The organism is Neptuniibacter pectenicola (assembly GCF_001597735.1).
In the GTDB taxonomy this organism is placed as follows: domain Bacteria; phylum Pseudomonadota; class Gammaproteobacteria; order Pseudomonadales; family Balneatricaceae; genus Neptuniibacter; species Neptuniibacter pectenicola.
Genome location: NZ_LUTS01000006.1, coordinates 18,292 through 43,580, shown reverse-complemented (window position 1 = coordinate 43,580; position 25,289 = coordinate 18,292). Strand labels below are relative to the sequence as shown.

The following is a 25,289-nucleotide window of genomic DNA, read 5'->3' as shown; positions in this document are numbered from 1 at the left end:
CCGTTTCACGCATACATTAAAAAATACTTAACATGTAAACAATTTTGCTAGAATTCTAGCACACTCCACAACCGTTAAACCTAACCATATATTACACCTAGAAAAACGAATCAGCGTTCGCGACCACTGACGGCCTCAGTGAAGCACCATAACCCGCACAATGATCACGTTTTCAGAAAGAGAATTACAGCCGTTTACGATACTTTTGCAGCCCTGCCAGCTCTTCATCAAGCAGTGTCCGTCTTAACACTTTACCCACGTGCGATTTAGGCAGATAGGTTCTGAACTCAACCAAACGCGGGACCTTGTAAGAGGTTAATCGTTCACGGCAATAATCACGCACCTGCTTAACCGTGAGGCGCCGATTTTGAGTAACGACAAACACCTTGATCACCTCACCAGACTGCTCATCAGGCAAACCGATCACCGCACATTCGACGATATCAACATGGCTCGATATGATATTTTCTAATTCATTGGGGTAAACAGGAAACCCAGAAATATTAATGATGTCTTTTTTACGGTCAACGATACGTAAAGAATCATCATCCGCAATCCGAGCGATATCGCCCGTCGCCAGCCAACCATCCGCATCAGGAATAGCCGAATCATCTTGCCAATAACCTGACATCACTTGCGGACCTCGCACATAGAGTTCACCAATCTCTCCCGCACATAAGGCCTCGCCTTGCTCGCCAACAATCCGCACGTCAGTCAAGGGCAACGGCTGACCAACAGAACCAAACTGAGCCCCTTTAACATAACTAACAGCAACCACCGGCGATGCTTCTGTTAAACCATAGCCTTGATAAATTGGACAACCGGTCAACGCCTCCCACTCATCACTCACCGAGCGAGTAAGCGCCATACCGCCCGACAAGGTCAACTTCAAACGGGTCATATCTAACTGCCCAAACAACGGGTGCCGACATAGTGATACAAATAACGTATTAATACCCGAGAAAACCGTAAAATCCCAACGCCCTAGCTCATTCACAAAACCACTGGTGTCTCGAGGGTTAGTTATTAAGACCACCTGAGCGCCCAACAGAGGCATAACGAGGCAGTTCAACATAAAACCGTAGATGTGGTACACCGGTAACGGTGCGATTGCGATCTCCTCACCCACCCTCAACGTATCCGGCAACCGGCTCTTTAGCTGAATAACATTAGCAATCAAGTTCCTATGGGTTAACGCGGCCCCTTTAGGTCTACCTGTCGTGCCTACGGTATACTGTATAACCGCCAGATCCTCTGGCGTTTGCTCAACCGGCAGCAAAGAACATCGCGCACCTCTAATCAACGCCTCTCTAAAATGCACGGCCCCCGGCACTTTATATTTAGGCACGATTTTACGGATATATTTAGCGATAAAATTAAGTAACAACCGGCGACTAAAAGGATGAAGGTCTGCCAATTCAGTGATCAGCACCGTTTTCACGGATGTTTTCGGCACAACGTCTTCAATCATGTGTGCGTTATTGGCAAGAATAATCACCGCCTTAACACCGGCATGATTAAACTGTTTGATCGTTTCTGACGCGGTATACAGCGGATTGGTATTAACGATCACCAAGCCTGCACGTAATGCGGCCAAAATACAGACGGGATATTGTAAAACATTGGGTAGCTGAATCGCGATGCGATCACCCGGTTCCAGATCAGTATGATGTTGTAGATAGGCGGCAAGATGCTGCGCTGTTTCATCAAGCTCAGCATAGGTTAATGTTGATCCCATATTCGAAAAAGCAGACTTATAAGCAAACTCTTTACAAGCTCGATTCCAAAGCACCGTGAGGTTAGGGTAACTTTTAATCTCTTGCTCGATATCTAGCAGCGAATCTTGCTTTTCGACCACCGACAAACCTCCTCGACTGGTTAAGGGGATAACTACTGCAGCAACCCCTTCACAAAGGTTACCAGCTCACCCGGTTTAAGCGCCACCCACGCTTCATTCGTCGTTAATGGAACCGTGGCTATCACTGTAACAATATCGCCTGGCTTTGTTTCCTGAACAAAATCTACCGTAACATCACAGTCGGTTAAGCGTGCTTCACCAAACGGCGCTTTACGCGTAATCCAAGACAGTTTGCTACCACAAAACGCAAACAGATGTGTCGATTCGGTTAGCAACATATTAAAAACACCCAACCCACGCAGTGTCTCACAACAGGTATGAATAAAGGCTGAGACCTCATTAAAGTCATCCGGCTGCTCTGGAAAACGTGTTCTTAGTTGCCCAAGCAGCCAACAAAAAGCATACTCGCTATCGGTGCTACCTACAGGGTGATAATAGGATAAAGGCAGAGAAAACAGCGCGTTATCCAACTGCCCGTTATGGGCAAAGGTCCATATAAAGCCCCAAAGTTCACGCTGGAAGGGGTGAGTATTTTCTAAGCAAATATCACCCACATTTGCTTGGCGAATATGGCTAATCACCACGTGACTTTTTATCGGGTGTTCTTTAACTAAGTTGGCAATTTTAGAGTCGACACTCGGATTAGGGTCATGAAAACAGCGTACGCCTTTACCTTCATAAAAAGCGATACCCCAACCATCTTTATGGGGCCCAGTCCCGCCTCCTCGTTGCATTAAACCTGCAAACGAAAAGCAGATGTCCGTAGGCACGTTGGCACTCATACCTAATAGTTCACACATACACCATCATCCACAAAACGCAGCAATTAAAGAATAAGTTAAGACTCTGACTTGCTATCTAAAACCACTTTATCTGGCAACGAATCAATCGCCTCCATACCGGTCTCTATTTTCTTTTTATCATCGTTTAATGCTGACACTTCTTTCAGGCGGCGTTCACCTAAAAAACACCCTTGGGGATGGATCGACATCTTTTTACTTTCAACCGTTGCACGCACCTGTCCACCAGAATCGATATGCAAATCATCGCAGATCACTTCGCCTTCAAGTAGCCCGCACACATCAACCGCTCGCGCTTTAATTAAACCGCGAACATGGCCTGTTTTGCCGATTGAAATATTATCTAATGAACTAACATTACCTTCAAAGATACCATCAATATGCATCTTGCCAATAATGCTCATATCACCGCAAAACTTATTACCTTCAGCAATTATTGTAATAGCTGACTGTGCTGATTTAGCGGATACATTTCTTTTAAGGATGCCCATTTAACGCCCTTAACCTTTGTAAACAAAGAGTCAAAATTTGTTATGTTCCAAGAGAGGAAGGGTTCAGGATTGATCGCTGTAAACAAGTGCCGTATCTCATAGTGTAGATGCGGCCCCGTTGTCATTCCCGTATTTCCACTGTTCCCTATCAGTTGTCCCTTACTGACAAACTCTCCACTTTTTACTTTAATTGCATCCAGATGCGCAAAGTACGTTTTAAACCCAAAATTATGCTGCAATATAATCAGTTTGCCAAAACCACTGCGCTTATTATAGCCGCCATACTCAACAATCCCATCAGCCGTCGCGTAAACAGGCGTACCTCTGTTGGCTTTAAAATCAATGCCCTGATGTACAACCCTTGTCTTTTTAACGGGGTGTATCCGTGGCCCAAATTTATCCGAAATACGAATCGCCTGTATAGGGACACCATTAGGAATACTATGTAGAAAGAATAACCGTTTATTCGCCTCTATCGTTAGCTGTTCAGCGCGTAACGGGTCAATATTGGTTTGATGCTCTACGCCAAGGAGGTTCTCTAAACCAAACAATGAGTTATCCAACGAGGAGTTCAACTCGCCCATTCGAAGGTTCTCTTCCTCTAACTTGTCCCGCTCACTTTTTAAGGAGCTCAATGACATGCTTAGGTTTTTTAATTCATCGATATAAAGTTGCTGAGAGCCGACCATCATTTCGTAACTTTCACTGAGCTCTTGATGATCTTCCTCAAGATCAGCCAAGTGGTCAGTTTTCACAACAAGCAGCGCATTAGAGACAAAAAAACTTGCCGCTGAAAGAATAATAAAAATCAACAAAAGATACTTGGCCACTTGGCTTATCGTATATTGGCGTGACCCATAAACTGTTGTCAGCGTTATAACCAGCTTATTTCTCAAGATAATTCCTGTAACAATAGGTCTTCATTTCAAAGAACTTGTCGATAAAAATCAAAGCAGACAAATATACCGATTTTCATACTATTGTCATAGTCATTATAGGGGATTAATCACCTCCCCTATATCAGAGATCGCTAAGTTAACCGCAGGTAAAACGTTAAACTACTGCCCTAAATAACCATAATAATTAGCGACCATCAAGCATACGGCCTAAACCCCCTAACACAGAACCTTCACCTTTATCCGACCCACCCGATGCAGGCGCAGAGGCAATCAACCGATCAGCTAAACGAGAAAACGGTAAACTTTGAACCCAAACAGAACCGGTTCCTTTTAACGTCGCCAACCACAACCCTTCGCCGCCAAAGATCATAGACTTCAACCCTTTGACCATCTCGATGTCATATTCGATCCCATCAGTAAAGCCAACTAAACAACCCGTATCAACGCGCAGTACACCATTATTGAGCTCTTTTTTGACGACCGTCCCCCCCGCTTGAACAAAGACCATGCCATCGCCTTCAAGTTTTTGTAGTACAAAGCCTTCACCACCAAAAAAACCAGCGCCAATTTTCTTCGAGAACGCGATTTCAACTTTGGTACCTAACGCCGCACACAAAAAGGCATCTTTTTGGCACGTGATGCGCTCCCCATACTCCGCTAAATTAAGCGGTACAATACTACCGGGGTAAGGTGCCGCAAACGCAACACGGCGCTTAGCGGTTCCCTCATTACCAAAATGGGTCATAAACACAGATTCACCCATCACCATTCGTTTACCTGCGGAGAAGAGCTTGCCCATCAACCCTTGATCAGGCTCCGAGCCATCCCCCATTTTAGTTTCGAAGGTAACGTCCTCTTCCATGTAATTCATCATGCCCGCTTCAGCAATCACTTTTTCACCGGGATCTAACTCAACCTCTACAACCTGAAGCGCTTCACCTATAATTTCATAGTCAACTTCATGACAACGCATCTCTCACTCCTTTTTCAGGTATCAATTGTTTAATGGGTAACCCGCGATAGTGTTACCTAAACGCAACAAGTCTCAGCACCCTACTCGCTTGCGAGAACAGTAAACCAAGTTTTCTACTAAAGAGGCAAGTAGAAGGCGGATTTAACACCCTCTCTAAGAACACCCTCAGCCGATAAATACAGGTCAAAAAGGCGTAATTGTTTATCACCGCACAACTAAAAACAGTCAATCACGCTGCCTAACAGGAACCTCAACAGCGGTCATTCTATCGACTCATCTCAAAATCATGAGGTTTAGCCTTATACATCAGTCTAAAAAAAGCCCCATTTAAAACCAATGTCGTATAACAATGGCGGGGGTTATGTATGTTTTAACCATAGGGCAGTGCTATGGTGAAATGAGTAAGGTTCTTGATGACGGTGATCTCATAATTAAACACGGAACCTTCTCCTAAATAATAAAAATCAATAAGGCATATAACCATGAGTAAAAGAGAGATCGTAATACTTAGCGGGGTACGCACAGCCATTGGTAGTTACGGCGGAAGCTTAAAAGGCGTTCCCCCCTGCCAAATGGCTGCAGAGTGTGTGGCCGAAGCCGTTAAACGTGCAGGGCTCGCGCCCGAAGATATAGGGCATAGTATATTTGGTAACGTAGTTCATACCGAACGTAGAGATATGTATTTAGGCCGTGTCGCAGCAATCGATGGCGGCCTTTCCCATGAAACACCTTCGCTCACCCTTAACCGCTTATGTGGCAGCGGATTACAAGCTATTATCTCCGCATCCCAGCAGATCGAATTGGGCGTATGCGACGCCGCTGTCGCTGGCGGCGCAGAATCCATGAGCCGTGCTCAATATTGGATGCCGTCCGCACGTTTTGGACAACGTATGGGCGACGGTGAAATCTTAGATGCGATGGTTGGTGCACTTACATGCCCCTTTGAAGATACCCATATGGGGATCACAGCAGAAAATGTTGCTGAAAAATGGGGGATCAGCCGTGAAGATCAAGATGAACTAGCGGTTCTGAGCCATAACAGAGCTGAGGCGGCCATTAACGCTGGCCGTTTTAAGGACCAGATTCTTCCGATTAATGTTAAAGTTAAACGCGAGAACGTCCCCTTCGATACCGACGAACATACACGTCACAACTGCACTCTCGCCGATATGCAGAAGCTTCGCCCCGCCTTTAAAAGGGATGGTTCTGTCACAGCAGGCAATGCATCAGGTCTTAACGATGCCGCCGCCGCAGTCACCCTCATGGCCGCGGATGTTGCAAAAGCCAAAGGACTAAAACCTATGGCTAAACTTGTAGGTTATGCATTTGCTGGCGTTGAACCTAAATATATGGGTATAGGCCCAATCCCCGCCGTTAAAAAACTACTCGCCGATGCTAATTTAAAGGTATCCGATATCGATGTATGGGAAGTCAACGAAGCCTTCGCTGCACAAGCATTGGCTGTATGTCGAGAGTTAGGTTTACCTGCAGATAAAGTAAATCCAAATGGTTCTGGCATATCCCTAGGCCACCCAATCGGGGCAACAGGGGCCATTATTACTGTCAAAGCACTGTATGAGCTTCAACGTTCAGGCGGGCGTTACGCCATAGCCACAATGTGTATTGGCGGCGGGCAAGGCATTGCTGCACTCTTTGAAAAACCATAAGAGCGGCCGCTAACCCCCTCTATACAATCAAAAGCCGGATAAGTATCCGGCTTTTTCCTTTCCATCGTCCTCGGTATTCACCTTTTGACTTAAGCTCCAGCCAATTGCGAATCGGGCTGTAAGCGGTAACAAGGTTGGTACTCTTGATAATTAATCTTCATTCTTCGCTGAGCAACGAATGATTCAAGCAAGTGGTCAAGAGGCTGCATAATCGCTTTTTCACCACAAATTTCGAACGGGCCGTTTTCTTCAATCGCCCGTATACCTGGCTCTTTAACATTCCCCGCCACAATACCCGATAATGCACGGCGTAAATGCGCCGCCAACTCAAAATCGGGCTGGCCTTTCATTAATTTAAGCTCAGCCATATTTTCATGGGTCGGCTCAAACGGTTGCTGGAACGCCTCCGGTATATATAACTGCCAATTGTAGTGAAACGATTCACTGGTTGCTTTACGGTACCGCGTTACCTGTTCTAGCCCCTCACGCATCACTTCTGCAACAGAGTGAGGATCGTCAACAATGATTTGGTAACGTTTAGTCGCCTCATCACCTAATGTCGCACGAATAAAATCATCAATGGTGTTGAAGTACGCGTCACTACCCTCGGGCCCTGTAAACACTAAAGGAAACGGAATATTATGATTTTTTTCATGTAACAAAATACCTAAAATATAAAGAATCTCTTCTGCCGTGCCTGCACCTCCGGGAAACACAACAATGCCATGCCCTAAGCGAACAAATGCCTCTAGCCGCTTTTCAATATCAGGCATAATAATCAGCTCATTTACTATGGGGTTAGGGCTTTCCGCTGCAATAATGCCTGGCTCAGAGATCCCCACATAGCGCCCATCTTTTATCCGCTGTTTAGCATGGGAAATAGTGGCACCTTTCATGGGGCCCTTCATCGCTCCTGGACCACAGCCGGTACAGATATTCAAGCCACGTAGACCCATTTCGTAGCCTACTTTTTTGGTGTAGTCGTACTCACCTCGGTCGATGGAATGACCGCCCCAGCAGACAACCAAATCGGGCTGTATATGGGGCCGAATAGCATTTGCATGACGCAAAATATGAAACACCATATTCGTAATCGTTTCTGATTCGCTCGCCCCGGGGCAACAGGTCTCCATCTCGGTACCCACGTAAAGCAGATCCCGCAACACGGAAAACAACTGCTCCCGAATACCGGTGATAATTTCGCCATTTACAAACGCAGCCGCTGGCGCATTCCGTAGTTCCAGTTGAACGCTACGGTGCTTCTGACTAATTTTGATATCAAAGTTACTAAACTTATCCAGCACCATTTTAGTGCTATCCAGTTGACTTCCGCTGTTCAAAACCGCCAAGCAACACTGGCGAAATAAACGATAGAGCCCACCTTGGCTCACATCTTGAAGTTTATCTATCTCATAAGGCGATAGGGTATCTAAACTCTCTAACGGTGTAATCCTGGTGGTTACGTACTTTTCTGTCATCATAATGACCACCTCTTAAATCGATAAAAACAACGCGCTTCTCGATTAACATTAAACACAGCGTGTTTATCTTATTCTTAGGTTCTGTCTGTTAAGGTTATATGAAAATTGAAATAATTTTCTGAAGAGGGCTGGAACAGACAACGCTATACATGCTAACCAACCGTAAGCTCGCAACTACATAAATCGGTCTATTTCACTATAGAACAGAAACGAAAAATCCACAAAAAGTCATTTTAAATCAATTAGCTATTTTAAAACTGTCGAATAATCTCATTCACGAACTCAGGCACTACCTCACTCGCGGGACCATAAATCCGCTGATCAAACGAGGATTCTACCCGCGACGGTTCAAGATTAAGCTCAACCGTCAACGCCCCTGAAGCGTTTGCCACTTCAACAAAGCCTGCAGCGGGATAAACATGCCCAGAGGTACCAATGGAAACAAAAAGATCGCAGGCTTCTAGGGCACTATAAATTTGCTGCATATGCATCGGTAATTCACCAAACCACACAATATCGGGTCTAAGGTTCCCAGATGCGCCACAGCACGGACAGAGATCTTCTGGCTGAGCGTCACCCTCCACGGGATATATCACACCGGATTCTTTACAGCGTACATTCAGTAACTCCCCATGCATATGCAAAAGGTTTTTACTGCCCGCTCTCTCATGCAGGTCATCAATATTCTGTGTGACCACTAAAACATTTCCCGGAAACGCCTCTTCTAATTCAGCTAACGCATAATGACTTAAATTAGGGCCTATCTCTGGTGAGAGCAATTGCTGACGGCGCTCATTGTAAAAACGATGAACTAAGTGCGGATTTCGTTCAAACGCTTCTGGCGTCGCCACATCATCAACATTATGGTTTTCCCACATTCCATCCGAGGCACGAAAGGTTCTTATACCGGACTCTGCTGAGATCCCTGCCCCAGTCAATATCACTATAGATTCGATCGCCATATTAACCCCCTTACAACAATTTGCCTCTTGTCATACTACAGCAACATATGTATTACTAGACTATGTGGAGTTGGTTACTAAGAAAAGTACCAAGGTAAACCTCATCAATGACGATGAAAGTAACCAATCAATCAGCCTACAACTGAGAAACCCTAGTGGATCAAACGGACTATAACGTTTGCAGCATAACAAGAAGAACTGTGGCACCTAATCCTAGGCTTCGCCGCACTCGCCCTGACGTGAATCGACCTCTGGTTTGCACTACTCCCCTCGGCTATAGAAGGAACCGGCTATGACCGCCTCTAAACTCTATATTCTCGACACCAATGTTTTACTTCATGACCCTAAGTGTCTATATGAATTTAAAGAGCAGGACATCACCATACCGATGACTGTTTTAGAAGAGTTAGACGATATTAAGGATAGAAAGAAAAATGTGTCTCAAGAAGCTCGAGCTGCTATACGCGCAATAGATGACATCATAACGCAAGCAGAAGATGCCGCCCAAATTACTAAAGGGGTCGACATTATAATCCCGCTGTCTAGCGCCAATAGTGACTACAAGTTAGGGCAATTAAGCATCTTCCCTGACCATGAACTCACCGCTCGCCAAGGCTTTCTGCCGCAAAACTCCAACAAAGATAATCAGATTATTAACTGCGCCCTACACTTGCAGGCAACCAACCCTCACCGCGAAACCATTCTAGTCACTAAAGATATCAACATGCGCCTCAAAGCATTGGGGGCGGGCCTTAAAAAAGTTGAAGATTATCGAACAGACCAACTCGTTTCTGATATCGACCTATTACCCGCAGGCCACTGTAATATTGAAGGTAATTTCTGGGAACAGGTTGAAGACGTCAACAGCTATCAAGAAGACACCCACACCTATCACCAAGTCAGCCAAACGGTACTTCCTAATACCTACCCTTGTGAGTATCTATATGACGACAGTGAAGAGTTTGCGGCGCGGGTTACGTCGGTAAAAGATGGCCAAGTCACCCTGCGTGACTTAGGGGTAGACCGCCTGATGCAGCAAAACTGCTGGGGTATTGAACCTATCAATATTTTCCAAGCCTTTGCCATGAACGCGGTATTAGACCCTGATCTAGACCTGGTTATTCTTAATGGTGCAGCAGGTTCAGGTAAAACACTGATGGCGCTCGCCTGTGCATTAGAGATGGTGATCGAGCAACGCCGTTACAATAAGATTATTGTTACCCGCTCAACACCACCGGTCGCAGAGGACATAGGCTTCCTTCCAGGTACCGAAGAGGAGAAAATGACACCATGGTTAAGTGCAATTCAAGATAACCTTGAAGCGATGCATGAAAACGATGAGCGCCCTCAAAGCAGCGTAAAATATGCCATCGAGAAAGCCAACATCCAATTCAAATCACTTAACTTTATTCGAGGACGCAGCATTCAAGATGCGATTGTGCTGCTAGACGAGGCGCAAAACTTAACGCCCTCACAACTTAAAACGATCGTTACGCGCTGCGGCAAAGGCTCCAAGATCATCTGTTTGGGGAATTTAGCGCAGATCGATTCTAACTACTTAACACCGCTCACCTCCGGTTTAACCTATTTAGTCGAACGCTTTAAAGACTATGAAGGTGCGGCCAACATTCATCTTGAAGGTATATTCCGCTCCCGCTTAGCTGAATACGCAGAAGAACATTTATAAAGACAGACACACAGCGTTTAGTTTCTAACTAAGCGCTGTGACTTCCGTCAACACTTAGCGAGTAAACCATGAGCAAACATGGCTAGTCGATTCTGCGCCCCTATCCTGAATGACACTATTCAACTAAAATGAGCAGATGATTAATTTCCTAAAAAAGCTATTAAGCACCTTATTAATCGGCTTAGTTAATATATATCGTTACCTCATCAGCCCGGTGATTGGGCCACGCTGCCGTTTCCACCCTACCTGTTCAAGCTATATGATTGAGGCAATTCAACGTCACGGGCCGATAAAAGGAACCTGGTTAGGGCTTAAACGGCTCGGCCGCTGCCACCCTTATAACGACGGTGGTTATGACCCTGTACCTGAGCACGACTGCAAAGCGCACCCTAACACTGAAAAAACCGAAAAGAAGCAAGACCAACCTACATCCTAAACTAAAACCGTCCCTGTTGTTTAATTTCACAAAAAGCGTCTAAAATTTCATTATCACGCTCTTTAGCCGGCGGCCTATAGGGTTTACTATAATCGCTCTCACAGAGTTGGATTGAGCTGGATACTATGTTTACACCACTATCCGTTATTCTTTATATCACGCTGTATATAGGTCTACTTTTTTCTATTGCTCAAATAGTAGAAAAGCGGATAGAAAATAAACCGAAGACAGCGACAAGCAGCCCTTGGGTTTACGCCCTATCATTGGCGGTATATCACACCTCGTGGACGTTTTATGGCAGTGTTGGTTTTGCCGCCACATCGGGCCTACTCTTTTTAGGCGTTTACGGCGGAGCCATTATAGGGATTCTATTTTGGTGGATTACGCTTAAACGAATGATTCAAGTTAAAGAAACCTTCCGAATCACAAGTATTGCCGACTTTATTTCCACCCGTTACAACCGCTCTCAAAAGATCGCCGCCACCGTCACCTTAATCGCCCTTATCGGTATTGTTCCGTATATTTCATTACAGCTGAAAGCGATAATTAACTCATTCGAGCTCATCACCAATAGCCCAAACAGTGGAGCACAACATGACTTAGTGGGCTGGCTTGTCACACTCTTAATGATCGCTTTCACTATTATCTTTGGTGTGCGAAAGCTCGACCCAACTGAGCGTCATCAAGGTATGATTGCCGCCTTAGTGGCTGAGTGCATCGTTAAACTCATCGCCTTTATCAGCATTGGTATTTTTGCGACCTACTATTTATTTGATGGATTTGGCGACATTATCAACCGCCTACACGATGCTAATCTGGACCATGTTGCGAGCTTTAGTGCTACAGAAAACAGTGGATTAATGTGGATTACCCTCTTCATCTTGAGCTTCTCCGCCATTTACAACCTACCTCGACAGTTCCATGTTGCGGTCGTTGAGAATGCCAACCACCGGCATATAAAAACCGCCATGTGGGTTCTTCCCCTTTATATGGTCTTAATTAATCTCTTTGTGGTCCCTATTGCCGCCGCTGGGCTGCTCATGGGGATGCCATCAGAATCTGCAGACTTTTTTGTGTTACTGCTCCCCCAACAATCCGGCAGCAGTGGGCTCACCCTACTCGCATTTATCGGTGGATTTTCGGCTGCAACAGGGATGATCATTATTACGACCATGACACTCTCCACCATGGTATCTAACCACCTTGTTCTACCTATATTAGAAAGAATCCCACAACTAAAATTTATCCGTAGCTACTTGCTACAACTACGCTGGTTAGTCGTTGCCCTTATTCTATTCGGCAGTTTGCTCTTTGCGACCGAGTTCACCGATACCTATATATTGGTCGCAATTGGGCTGATCTCCTTTGCTGCAGTTTTACAATTTTCACCGGCCCTATTTGGTGGAATCTTCTGGAAAAAAGGTAATAGCCTTGGCGCCTTGCTGGGCTTAACATCGGGTTTTATTGTCTGGTTCTATAGCCTATTAGTACCCACCTTTATTAAACAAGGATGGTTCTCTGAAGCACTGCTCATAGACGGCCCTTGGCATATAGCCGCACTCAAACCTGAAGCCCTGTTTGGCCTTGAAGGGTTAGCGCCGATTACCCATGCGGTCTTTTGGTCAATGGTCATTAATATAAGTTGTTATATTATCGGCTCTCTTATTTTTAGCCCAAACAAAAGCGAACGAAACCTCAGAACCGAATTTATCAGTTCGATGACGTCTAGGAAAAAACGAAAAGCACGCCCAACAGGTTTAGACGCCTATATCCCGTTACACGCCAAAATTGAAGAAGCTAAAAACCTATTATCCAATTATATTGATGCCGATAAAGCAAGCGGCGAAGTGCTGACCATTGCAGAAGATTTGCAAGTATTCCATAAAGAAACGATTACTATTATTGAACTCGTAGAGTTCCATCGAATGGTTGAGCACGTGCTAGCAGGCTCTATTGGTGCCGCCAGTGCCCACAGTGCTATAGAAAACACCATCCGCTATAACCCACGTGAAGAAGCTGATTTAAAGGCCTTATATAGCCATATTGTGTCAGAACTACAAACCACAGAAAAAGAGGATGCGAGTGACTATGCAGCGGCCCCCACCAGTTTTGGTTTAATCGAGGAGTTGCAGACACAGCTTGATGATTTAGAAGATAAAGTCGCCCGTCAAAAGGTCACGATTGAGCAACTCGAAGATAAATTAGAAACGCGCTACCAAGAGATTACAAAGTACCGATTAGAGTCACAAAAGATAAAGCAGGAAAACCTACAATTAACAAAAGAGCTTAACCTATTAAAAGGTAGCGAGAAGGCTAGTAACAACTAAACCTTAAGCGCAATGTTCATGTCTCATCTCAAAAAAAAGAGCCTCAATGAGGCTCTTTTTAATCACATAAACAACACTTGAAAAATTAAGCGTTATCTTGCTTGTGTAGATGAACATCCATCTGAGGGAAAGGAATACTAATACCTTCCTCATCAAAGCGTAATTTAACCGCTTCAGTCGTACCCCAAAGCACAGCCCAATAATCCGCAGAGTTAACCCAAGGACGAACGACAAAGTTAACACTACTGTCCGCCAGCTCAGATACTGCAATAACCGGTGCAGGGTCTTTTAAGATGCGATCATCTGCTGCAATAATTTCAGCTAAGATCTCTTTTGCCTTACGGAGGTCATCATCATAGCCAATACCAAATACCATATCGATTCGACGCGTATCACGCGCAGAAAAGTTAGTAATGACACCACTATAAATAGCACCGTTTGGAACAATAACCTCACGGTTATCGCCTGTTCGCATCATCGTATTGAAGATTTGAATATGCTCTACAACCGCTGATACTCCAGCTGCTTCAACAAAGTCACCTTCACGAAACGGTTTAAAGATCACCAACATGACACCCGCCGCAAAGTTCTTCAATGAATCCTGCAGTGATAAGCCAATGGCTAAACCTGCAGCACCCACAAGTGCGATAAGTGATGTGGTGTCTACACCCAAATGACTTAATGCCGCAACAATTACGAAGAGTAATAGCACAACATTAGCAATCGATGTGATGAAGTTGATCAACATGTCATCAATTTTTGACTTACGCAAAACGCGTTCTAACAGTTTAATCAACTGCTTAACAACCCAGCGACCGACAAAAAAGATAGCAAGCGCAATGATAATATCTACAATCCATGGCAGGACGTAGGCATCAAAGAAATTTTCCATTTAGTTCCCCTGAAGAATTAATCACTATTTTTTAAGATTATTAAAAAATAAAGTGAACGAATTAAAACAAAATGAATCTTAACAACAGCCAAACAGGCATACTGAGGCTGTCTCGCTTCTTGGTAATACGCAATTTTATCTCGCTGCATAACCAGTTATGAAAGTTTTTGCGTCTTTACTTACACAACAACCTGTTAAGCAACCAGTTTAATCCGTACAATATGACAAATTCTAGTATCCAAACAACTGTATCAATGAAAAAGTTACTTATAACCCTTATTTTTTTCGTTTCTTTCTCCGCCCATGCTGAAAAAGGTCATATTGCTGATGATGCGATGATCTACGTTCATAATGGTCCGAGTAATCAATATCGTATCATTACACGTATTCCAAGCGGCAGTGCTGTTGAAATATTAAAGCGAGACCCTAAGACAAAGTATGTGCAAATACGTATGTCTAAAGGTCGTATCGGCTGGGTTGAGCCAACGGCTGTTGACCCAGGTGATAGTATGTCGGTTCGCCTACCTAAACTGCAGAGCAGCCTTGAAAAAAGTCAAATCACTGTCGCAGAGCAAGCGGCTAAGATAGAAACACTGCAAAGTGAATCAGGTGGTATGCGCGAGAAAAACCAGCTTCTAACCAGTGAAGTGGCTAAACTCAATGCAACCATCAAAGAGTTGAACTTTAAGATAGAAACCAGTGATGAAAGTAATCTCATGCGCTGGTTTACCCATGGAGGACTGGTTGCGTTAGGCGGGGTCATTCTTGGGCTTATCCTTCCTTACTTCCCTAAACGTAGAAAACGGAAAGACGAGTGGTTTTAACTCACCTATTTTTCCATAAAAACAGCCGAGCTAATTAACTCGGCTTTTTTTATGTTTTAACCTAAAAAGCATTGACATAGGTTAAAGATTAATGACAGAAATATGAATGCCCCAAAACCTAGCAATCTTAATTTTTTTACATTAAAAAACTCGAATATTCCATATAAATCAAAGAGATGAATAGCTGGTTATTTTTTAACCAATCTGTTTGGTCAAGCCGTTTTATAAGGCCTGAAGTTGCTTTCCCAAGGGTTGTTGACAGAGTTATCCACAGACAATGGGGACAAAGCGGTAAAGCCCAATAACCATACCGAATAGAACCCTTATTGCACTGCAAAAGGTTACACACATTCAAGCCATCGAGCAGATCGACTCTCGCACGATGCACCAATATTGATCTTTAAGTGAACGCCCAATCAGTCAAAAAAATGCACCATTTAAAAAAGCAATGAAGAAGATTAATAGATCTAATTAGTCACACATCCATAGACGTGTTGAAATAGGCTTTATCAAAACATTAAGAGAAGGGTTACGAGATGCAGCGCATTACTATTTTTGGTCGTGAAGGTTGTGGGTTTTGCGTGAGAGCAAAAGAGCTATGCGAGATTAAAAACCTAGATTATCGCTATATTGATATCCATAAAGAAAACATCAGTAAAGCCGATTTAGAAAAAACCGTAGGTAAACCCGTAGAAACCGTACCGCAAGTTTTTTGTGGTCAAGAACATATCGGTGGTTTTACTGAGCTTGAAGCGTTTTTAAATAACGCCGGCGTTTAAAAATCAGAGATCGCCCCCATATCTTATATAAGAGGGGCAATATTGATGAACACAGCCCCTCGCTATCGTTATACTTAGAGCAGATTTGGGGCTGTGATTTAGACGACTAACCGTGTCTATATTTATGGTTTTTTTAATGTTTAGTTTTTAATGTAAGTTAGCGCGTTTACGTTATACTGAAATAACGTTGTTACTGGCCCAATGCCAGTTTAGGAGAGAGTTATGATCACATTTACTATTCTTCTTACCCTTGCGGCTGGCATCATCATGCTGCAACTGTGGCAAAACCATAGGGGTGAAGCTAAGCCTATTCGTATAGAAAGCCGCACCGACGAATTAGCGCAACAAAGACAGCACCGTCGAGGTCGTTAATAACGCAATCTACTCTACTGCATGTCGTCATTTCAATATACGCTCAGATTTTATCGATCTGAGCGATATTTATTCCCCCCTTACCTTACCCCCATAACCTAAGTGCTAGCCCACCTGCACGCTCTGTACGTCTGCCCGTAGCCGACAAAAGTACCGGTTCAGTGGCGATAATATCCAGCGTTTTCTTTGCCCGAGTAATGCCGGTATACAGTAATTCTCGGCTCAATAACGCACTGTCAGTCGGTGGTAAAATCATCACCACCCGCTCAAACTCTGATCCCTGACTTTTATGCACAGTCATCGCAAAAACGGTTTCATGCTCAGGTAAACGGCTCGGTAATACCGATCTCATTTCACCACTCTGCTCAAACCACACTTTCAAGCGCCCACTCTCATCATAAGCCACAATACCTATGTCGCCGTTAAACAGAGAAAGGGCTGGGTCATTACGCGTAATCATAATGGGGCGACCCGGATACCAGCTACCCTCATCCTTGATGAGTCCTCTGGCCTGCAAGCCCTTATAGATACGTTCATTTAAGCCGGAAACACCGTACACCCCTTCACGGCGCGCGCATAAAAGCTGGAAACGCGTCATGCTCAGTAATAGCTGACACGGGCCATCGCCGGCAAACAAACCATTAAAAAGCTGGGCGTAGGTATCAACACACGTTGTGATCATCGTTTCATAGCTGTCTTGGGACAGGTACTGATAATTGAGATCCTTATACCCTGCATTAATGACTTTTCTCACCTCCGCCCCACTTCCGGCATTAACGGCCCGGGCTAAATAACCGATGCCGCTCTGGTCATCAAATCGATAACTTTTATAGAGCATCGCCAAACTATCAGCAAATCCGCCTAGCGTGCCCTCAGACAAAGGCGTTGGTAATCGGCAAAGTCGATTTAACTGTGCGGCCTGCGTAGGCGAATAGTCAAGTTGATGCGGCCAACTACAAATATCCCCCAGCACACTACCCGCTTCAACGGATGCAAGCTGATCACGATCGCCTAAGAGCACTAATCGAGCATGGGGTGGTAAAGCCCGCAGTAAGCGAGAAATCATCGGTAGATCGACCATTGATGCTTCATCCAAGACCAGCAGGTCTAGATGTAACGGATTATCCGCATCATGACGAAAACGAATACTATTCGGTATCACACCTAACAAACGATGCAAGGTGCTGGCTTCAGAGGGTATATCCGCTTTGAGCTGAGGATCTATATTGAGTTTCTGTTTTGCGTTAGCGATAGATTCTGCTAAACGCGCCGCCGCTTTACCTGTAGGTGCCGCCAACTGAATCGTGAAGCTGGCACCTTTCGCTTTTTGCTGCTCAATATACAGTACTAGAAACTTGATAACCGTCGTGGTTTTACCCGTGCCTGGACCGCCACTAATAACCGCTAATTGTTTTTGAACTGCAACCGCCGCAGCGACTTTCTGCCAATCAATTTCATCATTATCCCCTACCGGAAAGTAACAATTTAATCCCGCATCTAAAAGCGCTTCATCCGTTGCAACAGACCCGCCGGCCCGTTGCAGTAACGCCTGAGCAACCGCGCATTCATATTGCCAATACCGATAAAGGTAAAAACGTCCTTTATCTAATACCAGTGGTGTGACCTTGTCTCCGGAGCTCAGCACGACAGAATCTAACTCAATAGAAGACCACTCAACGCCCCTCAACAGCGCCGCAATGTCATCCGCCCAATACCCCTGAGGAGACGCTAGCTTCGTCAACGGTAAACAGACATTACCCGTGGCAAGCTCATAACTCACAAGCGCCGATAATAGAATGTGATCAGGGGCATTAGGGGCGCACTCGGCCAAATAGTGCGCAAGTTGATAATCAACAGCGCGTATATAGCCTAACCCAACCCAGCGTTTTAGTTCAGCAAGGTAATGATTGGTGAGGTCCACTGACTGATCCATCATAATAACCCTCCGCCCTGCTTATCATCCAAAAACAGCTCATTAAGCGCCTCAATCAACGTCTGTGTGGGGCGGCAGTGAAAAATACCACTGTCCTCATTTAAAGGACCTACGCCTCGCAAAAACAGATAGTAGACACCGCCAAAATGCTGCTCATACTGATAGTTAGGAATACGCTGTTTCAGTAAACGGTGAACCGCTAACGAATAGAGTAAATATTGCAGGTCATAGCGGTGTTCAATCATCGCCTGCTTGAGGGATGCTTGGTGGTAACACGCCGCCTCATAACCTAAGTGGTTCGATTTATAATCCAAAATGTAATAACGCTCACCATCACGGAAAATCAAATCAATAAACCCTTTCAGCATTCCACGTAATGGTTCAAAAGAGAGCGGCTTTGCCTTCGATGAGAGGGGGTCATGCTGTCGAATAAGCACCTCTAAATCAGACACCGTGACATGGTCTGCTCTGAGCATAAACTCCATCTCGACCAATCTATCAGCATCCGTTATCTGGCCTAACGTTAACCCCTCATTATTTAAGGGCGCGTTGACTACATCGGTGATGAGTTTCTCAATCACCGGAAGCCACTCCACCTCATAGCCCGCCAATACCAATTGATCACTCACCTGTAGAGAGAGATCCTCCCTAGCTGGCAGCATAGTAGCGTTTAGCGAATGGCTAAACGTCGGAAAACTAATCTCTTCAAACACACTATGTAAAAAGGTACCGGCATTAGCCCCTTTGGGAAACGTGAATATATTTCGCCCTTCAGGGATCTCAACGCCGGCAACCTGGGTGCTTTCATCCGCGACTTCAAGGTCCAACCCAGGAAGGTCAGGAATATAGGTCGTACTATGACGGCTCAGGGCAGAATAACTGCTGACCCGCCATTCCCGATCAATCTTGGTGCTAAATGTTCTCGCCGACAACACTTGCTGTGGCCCCTCTTCATCAAGGGTAAAGAGATCTTTTTGAGCACCATGATCTGGCGGAACGCATACGTTGATCGCAGAGGAGCGTTGCTGAAGATCCGCTAATGCCTCATCCAACGACGCACCTGCTTGGAGTAAAAGGTAGCCTAAAGCGCTGTCCTTTAAGCGTGATGCTTTATTGTTACCAAGCCGAAGATGACTCACCCCTACATAACAACGGTATACCGAACGGGTAAGCGCAACATACAGCAGCCTTAACTCTTCGGCTAAGCGCTCCTTCTCCGCTTCAGCCAGCCCCTGTTCCCCCATCGCTATATCCAGTACAGAGCGGCCCGACTCATCATGATAGAGCGCTGTTTTAGCCTCTCGAAAACTGCATGCAAAAGGTAGAAACACGATCGGATACTCTAAACCTTTTGATTTATGAACCGTCACAATAGTGACTAAATTACGTTCACTTTCAAGCCGTAAGATCTGATCATCATTCACACCAGACGGGTTACTAATCTGCTCATTAAACCAACGTAATAAACCAAGCGTTCCCTCTAACTGACTACTGGCCTGCTGCAGCAGTTCAGCCAAATGTAATAGATTGGTTAAACGTCGCTCCCCCGACACTTGCTGTAAGGTTTCAGCGGCTAAGTTACGTTTGTGTAATAACTTCGTTAGCATAGGTAGCACACCGCGCTTCAACCAGACTTCGCGATACTCGGTAAATTCAGCAACAACGAGTTCCCACAAATTCTCATCATGGTTCAATGCATCCAGTTGAGCCATATCAAGTTGTAAGAGTTCTGTCGCCAAAGCGGCCTTTAAAGCTCGCTCTTTATGAGGTGTTTCAACAGCCGCTAAGATTAACGATAGCTCAACAGCCTCAATCGAGTTAAAAATGGAGTCTTTATTACTTAAATAGACAGAGGGGTGCTCATAGACAGCCAGTGCTCGACGCACCTCTTCTGCTTCAAAACGGTCGCGTACCAATACAGCAATATCAGACCCTTCCACAGGTTTATCGCCAATATAAGCGTCACTGTTAAGGAGGCGGTCGATCTCAGCGGCCGTGCTTTGGGCAAAGGTTGCTAAATACTCACCTTTACTTAAAGGCGTATCATCTTGCTGACACCAAAGCGTGAGGGCTGCGGGTTTGCTAGCCTGAATCCTTAGTGTCTTTGCGCCCTTATCCGCCGCTTTTACCGGATAAAATGGAATGTCATCATCATAGATAAAGGCAGATTCAGCAGATGCAAACAACGTGTTTACACCCTCCACCATCGCCGCGGTAGAGCGCCAGTTTGTATCTAAGGTATAGGTCTTACTGACCGAGCGGCGCGCTTGAATATAGGTAAAAATATCAGCACCACGAAACGCATAAATAGCCTGTTTCGGATCACCGATCATCACCAGAGCGGTATTTTCTTGGTCCGCGTATAAGGCGGAAAATATCCCGTACTGAAGCGGGTCGGTATCTTGAAATTCATCGATCATCGCAACAGGAAACTGCTGATTAATCGCAGCGGAGAGCGCATCGCCTTTATCTGAATTCAACGCATCACTCAGGTCCGTCAGCAAATCATCAAAGGTTTGCAGTTGATACTGGGCCTTTGCCTGGGTTAAGCGCTCACTGACCTCTTTTAACGCACGACCGAGCAGTACCTCCCTAACCGGTACACTTTGTGAGAGTAACGTCTCTAGCTGGGCGAACAACGGATGTACAGGCACTTCGCCCTTGTCCGTTTTTTCATGGAGCCGTGTTTGCGTGAAGCGCGCCATAACCTCTCGCAGTTTTTTATCCGGCTCCAACGCCTCCGATACGGCATATTGATCAATTTGAGCTAACCATTTGGGCAAACTAGATTTGGTATAACTGCGCTTATTCACACCCGACGCTTGAATTAACCCCTGAAGGTCATCACTGTTTGCCAACCACGCTTGTTTAAACTGATTTAACGCGACGAGACGATCATCGTGGGCCTGTTGTAAATCGACTGCTGATAGATCCGGTTCAATAATTAACCCCGCGTGGTTCAACAACCCTTGCAGGTCAGACATAAGTTTATCGGGGGTTTTCCAGCCCTCAGATAAAACCAGCTCCGTTAATGGCCCATTGAGTGGATAGATGGTATTTCGCCAAAAATCTAATACAGCACTGCGAATCAGGCTTTGATCATCTTTTGTCAGTTCATTATCAAACAGGGCTCCACTTTCAAAGGCATGCTGTTTAAGCATCCGTTGGCAAAAACCGTGGATGGTAAAAATTGCGGCTTCATCCATCTGTCTAACCGCTTGTTCAAGTAGCTTAACCGCTTGGGTATGATCGCCAGCCTGCTGCTTTAATGTAACGAAGAATGGATCCGAAATATCACTATCCTGCTGTAAAAAAGCAGTCCGTGCATCAACAATTCGGCTACGAATACGATCCCTTAGCTCTTCTGTTGCCGCCTCAGTAAACGTCACAACCAAAATTTGATCGGGCCCTAAGGGCTTGTCATTAATATTACCGAGGCCCAGCAATAACCTTAAGTACAAAGCCGTGATGGTATAGGTTTTTCCGGTACCTGCACTTGCTTCAATCAGTTGCTGCCCTTGCAGAGGAAACGTAAACGGGTCTAAAGATACAATATTAGTCATCTTTACCCTCCTCAATATAATCAAGCATCGGCGCATAAATAGCGTCGGCTAAAGGAATAAACTGCGCCGAGAATTGGGCATAATCGGGATAGGCCCGTCGCAGGTAGGGATCATCTTGTAAGCCCGCTTTATAGGCGTTCCCATAAAACAGCGTTTCGATCAGCTGTTCCGCCTTGTCTGGATCTTTTTGAGATTGCTTAAGGTACTCGCGGGCACAGCTCGCATCGAATGCCTGAGGCGCATTCATCCCCTGCTGATAAAACTCCACCAGCGTTTTTAAATACCCATACGCTTGCTCTTTCTCGACCGCGCGGTAATGAACCTTGCCAGAAAGTCCACGGTATACCGTATTGCGACATTGGTCCGAGGATAAGCATAACGCCAGATGCTCAACCCAACTGCTTAAACGATCACGTGCATTCACCTCGGCAGGCCGATAGCGTAAAAGGTGAGCAGGGTAACAGTGATCTAACCAACCTTGTAAGACCAGGTTAGGAAACGCTATATTTACCTCTAAGCGCTGTGGTTCGCCTTCACACAGGGGCACTAACTTTTGCGCCAACTCAGAACAATCCCGTCGAATTTTTGCCAACATCAATTGACCGGTGATCGCAACCGGTAACGCACCTTCAGACAGTATCGTTTTATCTAATTGATCAAGATCGCCGCCGGACAAGGCCGTTTCTAGATAACGCTGTTTAATCAAATAGCCTTGCAAGCCATCCAGCGCAAACGGTTCTTCATCCTGCGCGTCGATCTCATGCGTTGCAAAAAAGACTTTTAAACGCTGATTGAAAAAGCTACGGCATGGGTTCTTTAAAAAACGAATGAGGGCATCAAGTTCAATCTGTTCTTGGGCTTCAGCCACCAATCCGTCGGTATAGAAAGGCTGTGCCACTTTGCTTTCCGTACCGGCTGCGCTTAACCACGCACTGGCATAGCTAAAGAGCGGTGAGTGAGGTGAAAAATAGTCCGCACTAAAAGGGACCATCGGGTGCTGCTGAATAAGGTGTGCCCGCAGCTTTTTACTCGAGTCACTATGGGCTAAGTGTTGATCGGCCTCTAAGACATAACTTTGCTCAACATAATCGAGTAATTCACTGACTAAGACCGATGGAATCTTCTCGTTATTATCCTTAATCGAGCGGCCAACATAGCTGATATACAAACATGACTGCGCCGACAGCATCGCTTCTAAAAATAGATAGCGATCATCATCCCGACGAGACCTATCTCCCCGTCGTGGCGAATCGGTCATTAAGTCAAAACCAACCGGTGGCATAGAGCGCGGGTACGCCGCATCGTTCATACCCAATAAGCAGACCACTGAGAACGGAATCGAACGCATCGGCATCAGCGTACAAAAGTTCACAGCACCGACCATAAATCGCTGAGATGAGCGTTGCTGATTAATACCGTTGATCAAGTAATCTGCGATCACTGGGGCGGATAATGGCAGTAGGTAGTTTGCGTCAGTTAGCTGCTCTTGCAGGCCCTGTAGCGTTTGCCGAATGCCATTGAGAGGAAGCTCGTCAAGTTCATCCGCTAAGTAGATGGAATCCAGTAACCCCGTGATAATCTCTATCCATTCAGCTAACGGGTGTTCAGAACTAAAACGCGTTTTAATTTCATCAAGTAGGTCAATAAAATCGGCTAATTTACCTAATAACTCGGCTTCTAGCCCCTCTATCTCAATATAAGGCGCGACCCCCTGCCAATAATCAACATCCTCGCCTAAAGTGTAGCCCGCAAGCATACGACGTAAACCAAAACGCCAGCTGTTTTGCTCAAACAAGGGCAGTTGCCACAAGCTACGCTGCTCTGAATCCATTCCCCAACGGATATTGACCTCATCGACCCAATACCTTAAACGCTGAAAGCCTGAATCATCCAGACCAAAACGGCGCATAATTGCGGGGACTTCTAATAACTCAAGTACATCAGACACCGTAAAACGGCTGCTATCAAGCTTGATCAACTTTTCAAAACTCAATAACAGAGGGTTTTCTTGCCGGTTACTTCGGTCAGATATGGAGTAAGGAATATATCGATCTGATGGCGCACTCGAAAAAACAGCATCGATATAAGGCGCATACTGTGCGACATCCGGCATCATAATGATGACATCACGGGGTTTGAGATCGGGTTTGCTCTCAAACATCGCCAGTAATTGATCATGTAAGATCTCAACCTCCCGTAATGCACTGTGACAACTATGCAACATGAGTGATTGATCATCGCTTGAAATCAGCTGCTTATGGACGCTCGTCGAGGGATCGTCTGGAAACCGGGCAGGGTTATCTAAATCAAGAATATCTTGCTGGATACTGTTTAATAAGCAATGGCGTTCAAGGTCAGCAAAAGCATCAATTTCATCCCCAACATTCTCCCCTAAACTCTCTTGTAACTGATAAAGGTAATCACGCCCCAATTTACCCATAGAGGCCAATAAAGGGTTACCCTCAGCATAGTCACTGTAATCAAGCTCGGGCTTACTAAACCAACGTCGGTTCATTCGCGCAATCTGATTTTGATCAACAATATCGCCCCAATAGTAACGACAGGGGTTAGTGACCATCAAATGCACATCAATACGCTCACCCAGTACCTGTAGGGCCTGCACATAGTTTTGAGGCAGTGCAGAAATACCAAATACAAATAAGCGTTTAGGCAGTGTATTGCTATCGCCCAGCTTACGAATGGACTCAACAAAAGCACTAAACATATTTGCGCGGTGCCAATGGGGTTGGCCTAATGCCTGTGTATGATGTTGTAAAGCACGCCAAAGTATCGGTTGCCAAGGGTGGCGTTCTGCCGCTAAAGCCCCGCCCTGCTCCCAGTCCGCGATCCAGTCGGGACGATAAACCAAGTATTGGTCAAAAATGTCCGCTATTTTGTTACATAGCTGATAAAGCCGGTAGCCGGATTCATCATCCTCTAAATAACGCCTTAACGCAGAAAACTCATCGGTCACCAACAGGTCAGGTAACAGCAACATGAGCTTCCAACTCATCGCCTCTTTGTTAAAGGCTGAGCGCGCGGGCACATCACCCAACACGTCAGAAAAGCAACGCCACAAAAAAGAAGCGGGTAAAGGAAAGTCAATTGACGCCGCAATACCGGATGAAGCAGCCAGTTCTAGTTTTAACCACTGAGCCATGCCCGGGCTTTGAACTAAAATCTGCTCTGCATTAAAAGGATCTGAAAGAGGGTCACGTCGAATAAGCTCAACAAGTATGTCTTTCAGCACAAGCAATGAGTTGGAGTGGTAAACCTGAAACATCCGTTTCCTGATTTAATAATCGTTAAGAAAAGTAATAATCCGTACTTTACTCAACTCCCATT

18 protein-coding genes are annotated in these 25,289 nt (G+C 45.3%); 7 read left to right on the top strand and 11 right to left on the bottom strand.

The window, feature by feature from the left end:
* Window positions 1-184 precede the first annotated feature (184 nt).
* The 5 genes from A3773_RS09310 to A3773_RS09290 all read right to left on the bottom strand — a co-directional run bounded on the left by A3773_RS09310 (window position 185) and on the right by A3773_RS09290 (window position 5,021).
* A complete protein-coding gene (locus A3773_RS09310; protein WP_231902178.1) occupies window positions 185-1,858 on the bottom strand; it encodes an AMP-binding protein in 1,674 nt (557 codons plus the stop codon).
* 32 nt (window positions 1,859-1,890) lie between these two features.
* A complete protein-coding gene (locus tag A3773_RS09305; protein WP_067985327.1) occupies window positions 1,891-2,658 on the bottom strand; it encodes a class II glutamine amidotransferase in 768 nt (255 codons plus the stop codon).
* Window positions 2,659-2,696: 38 nt separating this feature from the next.
* Window positions 2,697-3,062 (bottom strand): bactofilin family protein, encoded by a 366-nt coding sequence (locus A3773_RS09300; protein WP_067985643.1) that lies wholly within the window; start codon window positions 3,060-3,062, stop codon window positions 2,697-2,699.
* A gap of 29 nt (window positions 3,063-3,091) precedes the next feature.
* On the bottom strand, window positions 3,092-4,045 hold the full coding sequence (locus tag A3773_RS09295) for a M23 family metallopeptidase (protein WP_067985325.1): 954 nt from the start codon (window positions 4,043-4,045) through the stop codon (window positions 3,092-3,094).
* A 187-nt stretch (window positions 4,046-4,232) separates the two neighbouring features.
* Window positions 4,233-5,021: a TIGR00266 family protein gene (locus tag A3773_RS09290; RefSeq protein WP_067985323.1), complete on the bottom strand. Its 789-nt coding sequence runs from the start codon at window positions 5,019-5,021 to the stop codon at window positions 4,233-4,235.
* Window positions 5,022-5,503: 482 nt separating this feature from the next.
* Here A3773_RS09290 and A3773_RS09285 point away from each other — a divergent pair, with 482 nt between their 5' ends.
* Window positions 5,504-6,688 carry an acetyl-CoA C-acyltransferase family protein gene (locus tag A3773_RS09285; protein WP_156473489.1) on the top strand — a complete coding sequence of 395 codons (1,185 nt, stop codon included), beginning with the start codon at window positions 5,504-5,506 and terminating at the stop codon, window positions 6,686-6,688.
* Between the two features lie 89 nt (window positions 6,689-6,777).
* Here A3773_RS09285 and ppnN read toward each other — a convergent pair whose 3' ends face one another.
* Together ppnN and cobB are read right to left on the bottom strand one after the other, a co-directional pair.
* A complete protein-coding gene (gene ppnN, locus A3773_RS09280) occupies window positions 6,778-8,169 on the bottom strand; it encodes a nucleotide 5'-monophosphate nucleosidase PpnN (protein ID WP_067985320.1) in 1,392 nt (463 codons plus the stop codon).
* A 251-nt stretch (window positions 8,170-8,420) separates the two neighbouring features.
* Entirely contained in the window at window positions 8,421-9,131 is a 711-nt protein-coding gene (cobB, locus tag A3773_RS09275) for a Sir2 family NAD+-dependent deacetylase (RefSeq protein ID WP_067985318.1), read from the bottom strand.
* Between the two features lie 292 nt (window positions 9,132-9,423).
* Here cobB and A3773_RS09270 point away from each other — a divergent pair, with 292 nt between their 5' ends.
* From A3773_RS09270 to A3773_RS09260, 3 genes are all read left to right on the top strand, one after another.
* A complete protein-coding gene (locus A3773_RS09270; RefSeq protein WP_067985316.1) occupies window positions 9,424-10,818 on the top strand; it encodes a PhoH family protein in 1,395 nt (464 codons plus the stop codon).
* A 136-nt stretch (window positions 10,819-10,954) separates the two neighbouring features.
* Complete coding sequence (gene yidD / locus A3773_RS09265) at window positions 10,955-11,254, top strand: membrane protein insertion efficiency factor YidD (RefSeq protein ID WP_067985315.1); 300 nt, start codon at window positions 10,955-10,957, stop codon at window positions 11,252-11,254.
* A gap of 125 nt (window positions 11,255-11,379) precedes the next feature.
* Window positions 11,380-13,581, top strand: coding sequence for a sodium:solute symporter family protein (locus A3773_RS09260; protein ID WP_067985312.1), 2,202 nt, complete (start codon window positions 11,380-11,382; stop codon window positions 13,579-13,581).
* 85 nt (window positions 13,582-13,666) lie between these two features.
* Here A3773_RS09260 and A3773_RS09255 read toward each other — a convergent pair whose 3' ends face one another.
* On the bottom strand, window positions 13,667-14,473 hold the full coding sequence (locus tag A3773_RS09255) for a mechanosensitive ion channel family protein (protein WP_067985310.1): 807 nt from the start codon (window positions 14,471-14,473) through the stop codon (window positions 13,667-13,669).
* 254 nt (window positions 14,474-14,727) lie between these two features.
* Between A3773_RS09255 and A3773_RS09250 the strand changes: the two genes are divergently transcribed.
* The 3 genes from A3773_RS09250 (at window position 14,728) to A3773_RS17815 (ending at window position 16,448) form a co-directional block, all read left to right on the top strand.
* Complete coding sequence (locus A3773_RS09250; protein ID WP_067985642.1) at window positions 14,728-15,297, top strand: TIGR04211 family SH3 domain-containing protein; 570 nt, start codon at window positions 14,728-14,730, stop codon at window positions 15,295-15,297.
* A 536-nt stretch (window positions 15,298-15,833) separates the two neighbouring features.
* Window positions 15,834-16,076 carry a GrxA family glutaredoxin gene (locus A3773_RS09245; protein ID WP_067985308.1) on the top strand — a complete coding sequence of 81 codons (243 nt, stop codon included), beginning with the start codon at window positions 15,834-15,836 and terminating at the stop codon, window positions 16,074-16,076.
* Window positions 16,077-16,298: 222 nt separating this feature from the next.
* Window positions 16,299-16,448: a hypothetical protein gene (locus A3773_RS17815; protein ID WP_156473488.1), complete on the top strand. Its 150-nt coding sequence runs from the start codon at window positions 16,299-16,301 to the stop codon at window positions 16,446-16,448.
* Between the two features lie 85 nt (window positions 16,449-16,533).
* Here the strand turns inward: A3773_RS17815 and recD are convergent, their stop codons facing one another.
* Genes recD through recC form a run of 3 tightly spaced genes read right to left on the bottom strand, consistent with a single transcriptional unit; the run spans window position 16,534 to window position 25,227 of the window.
* Complete coding sequence (recD, locus tag A3773_RS09240) at window positions 16,534-18,384, bottom strand: exodeoxyribonuclease V subunit alpha (protein ID WP_197462755.1); 1,851 nt, start codon at window positions 18,382-18,384, stop codon at window positions 16,534-16,536.
* Window positions 18,381-21,944: an exodeoxyribonuclease V subunit beta gene (gene recB, locus A3773_RS09235; RefSeq protein WP_067985304.1), complete on the bottom strand. Its 3,564-nt coding sequence runs from the start codon at window positions 21,942-21,944 to the stop codon at window positions 18,381-18,383. The genes recD and recB overlap by 4 nt, the downstream gene beginning before the upstream one ends.
* Window positions 21,937-25,227: an exodeoxyribonuclease V subunit gamma gene (gene recC / locus A3773_RS09230; protein ID WP_067985302.1), complete on the bottom strand. Its 3,291-nt coding sequence runs from the start codon at window positions 25,225-25,227 to the stop codon at window positions 21,937-21,939. Before recC ends, recB begins: the two co-directional genes overlap by 8 nt.
* Window positions 25,228-25,289: the final 62 nt, after the last annotated feature.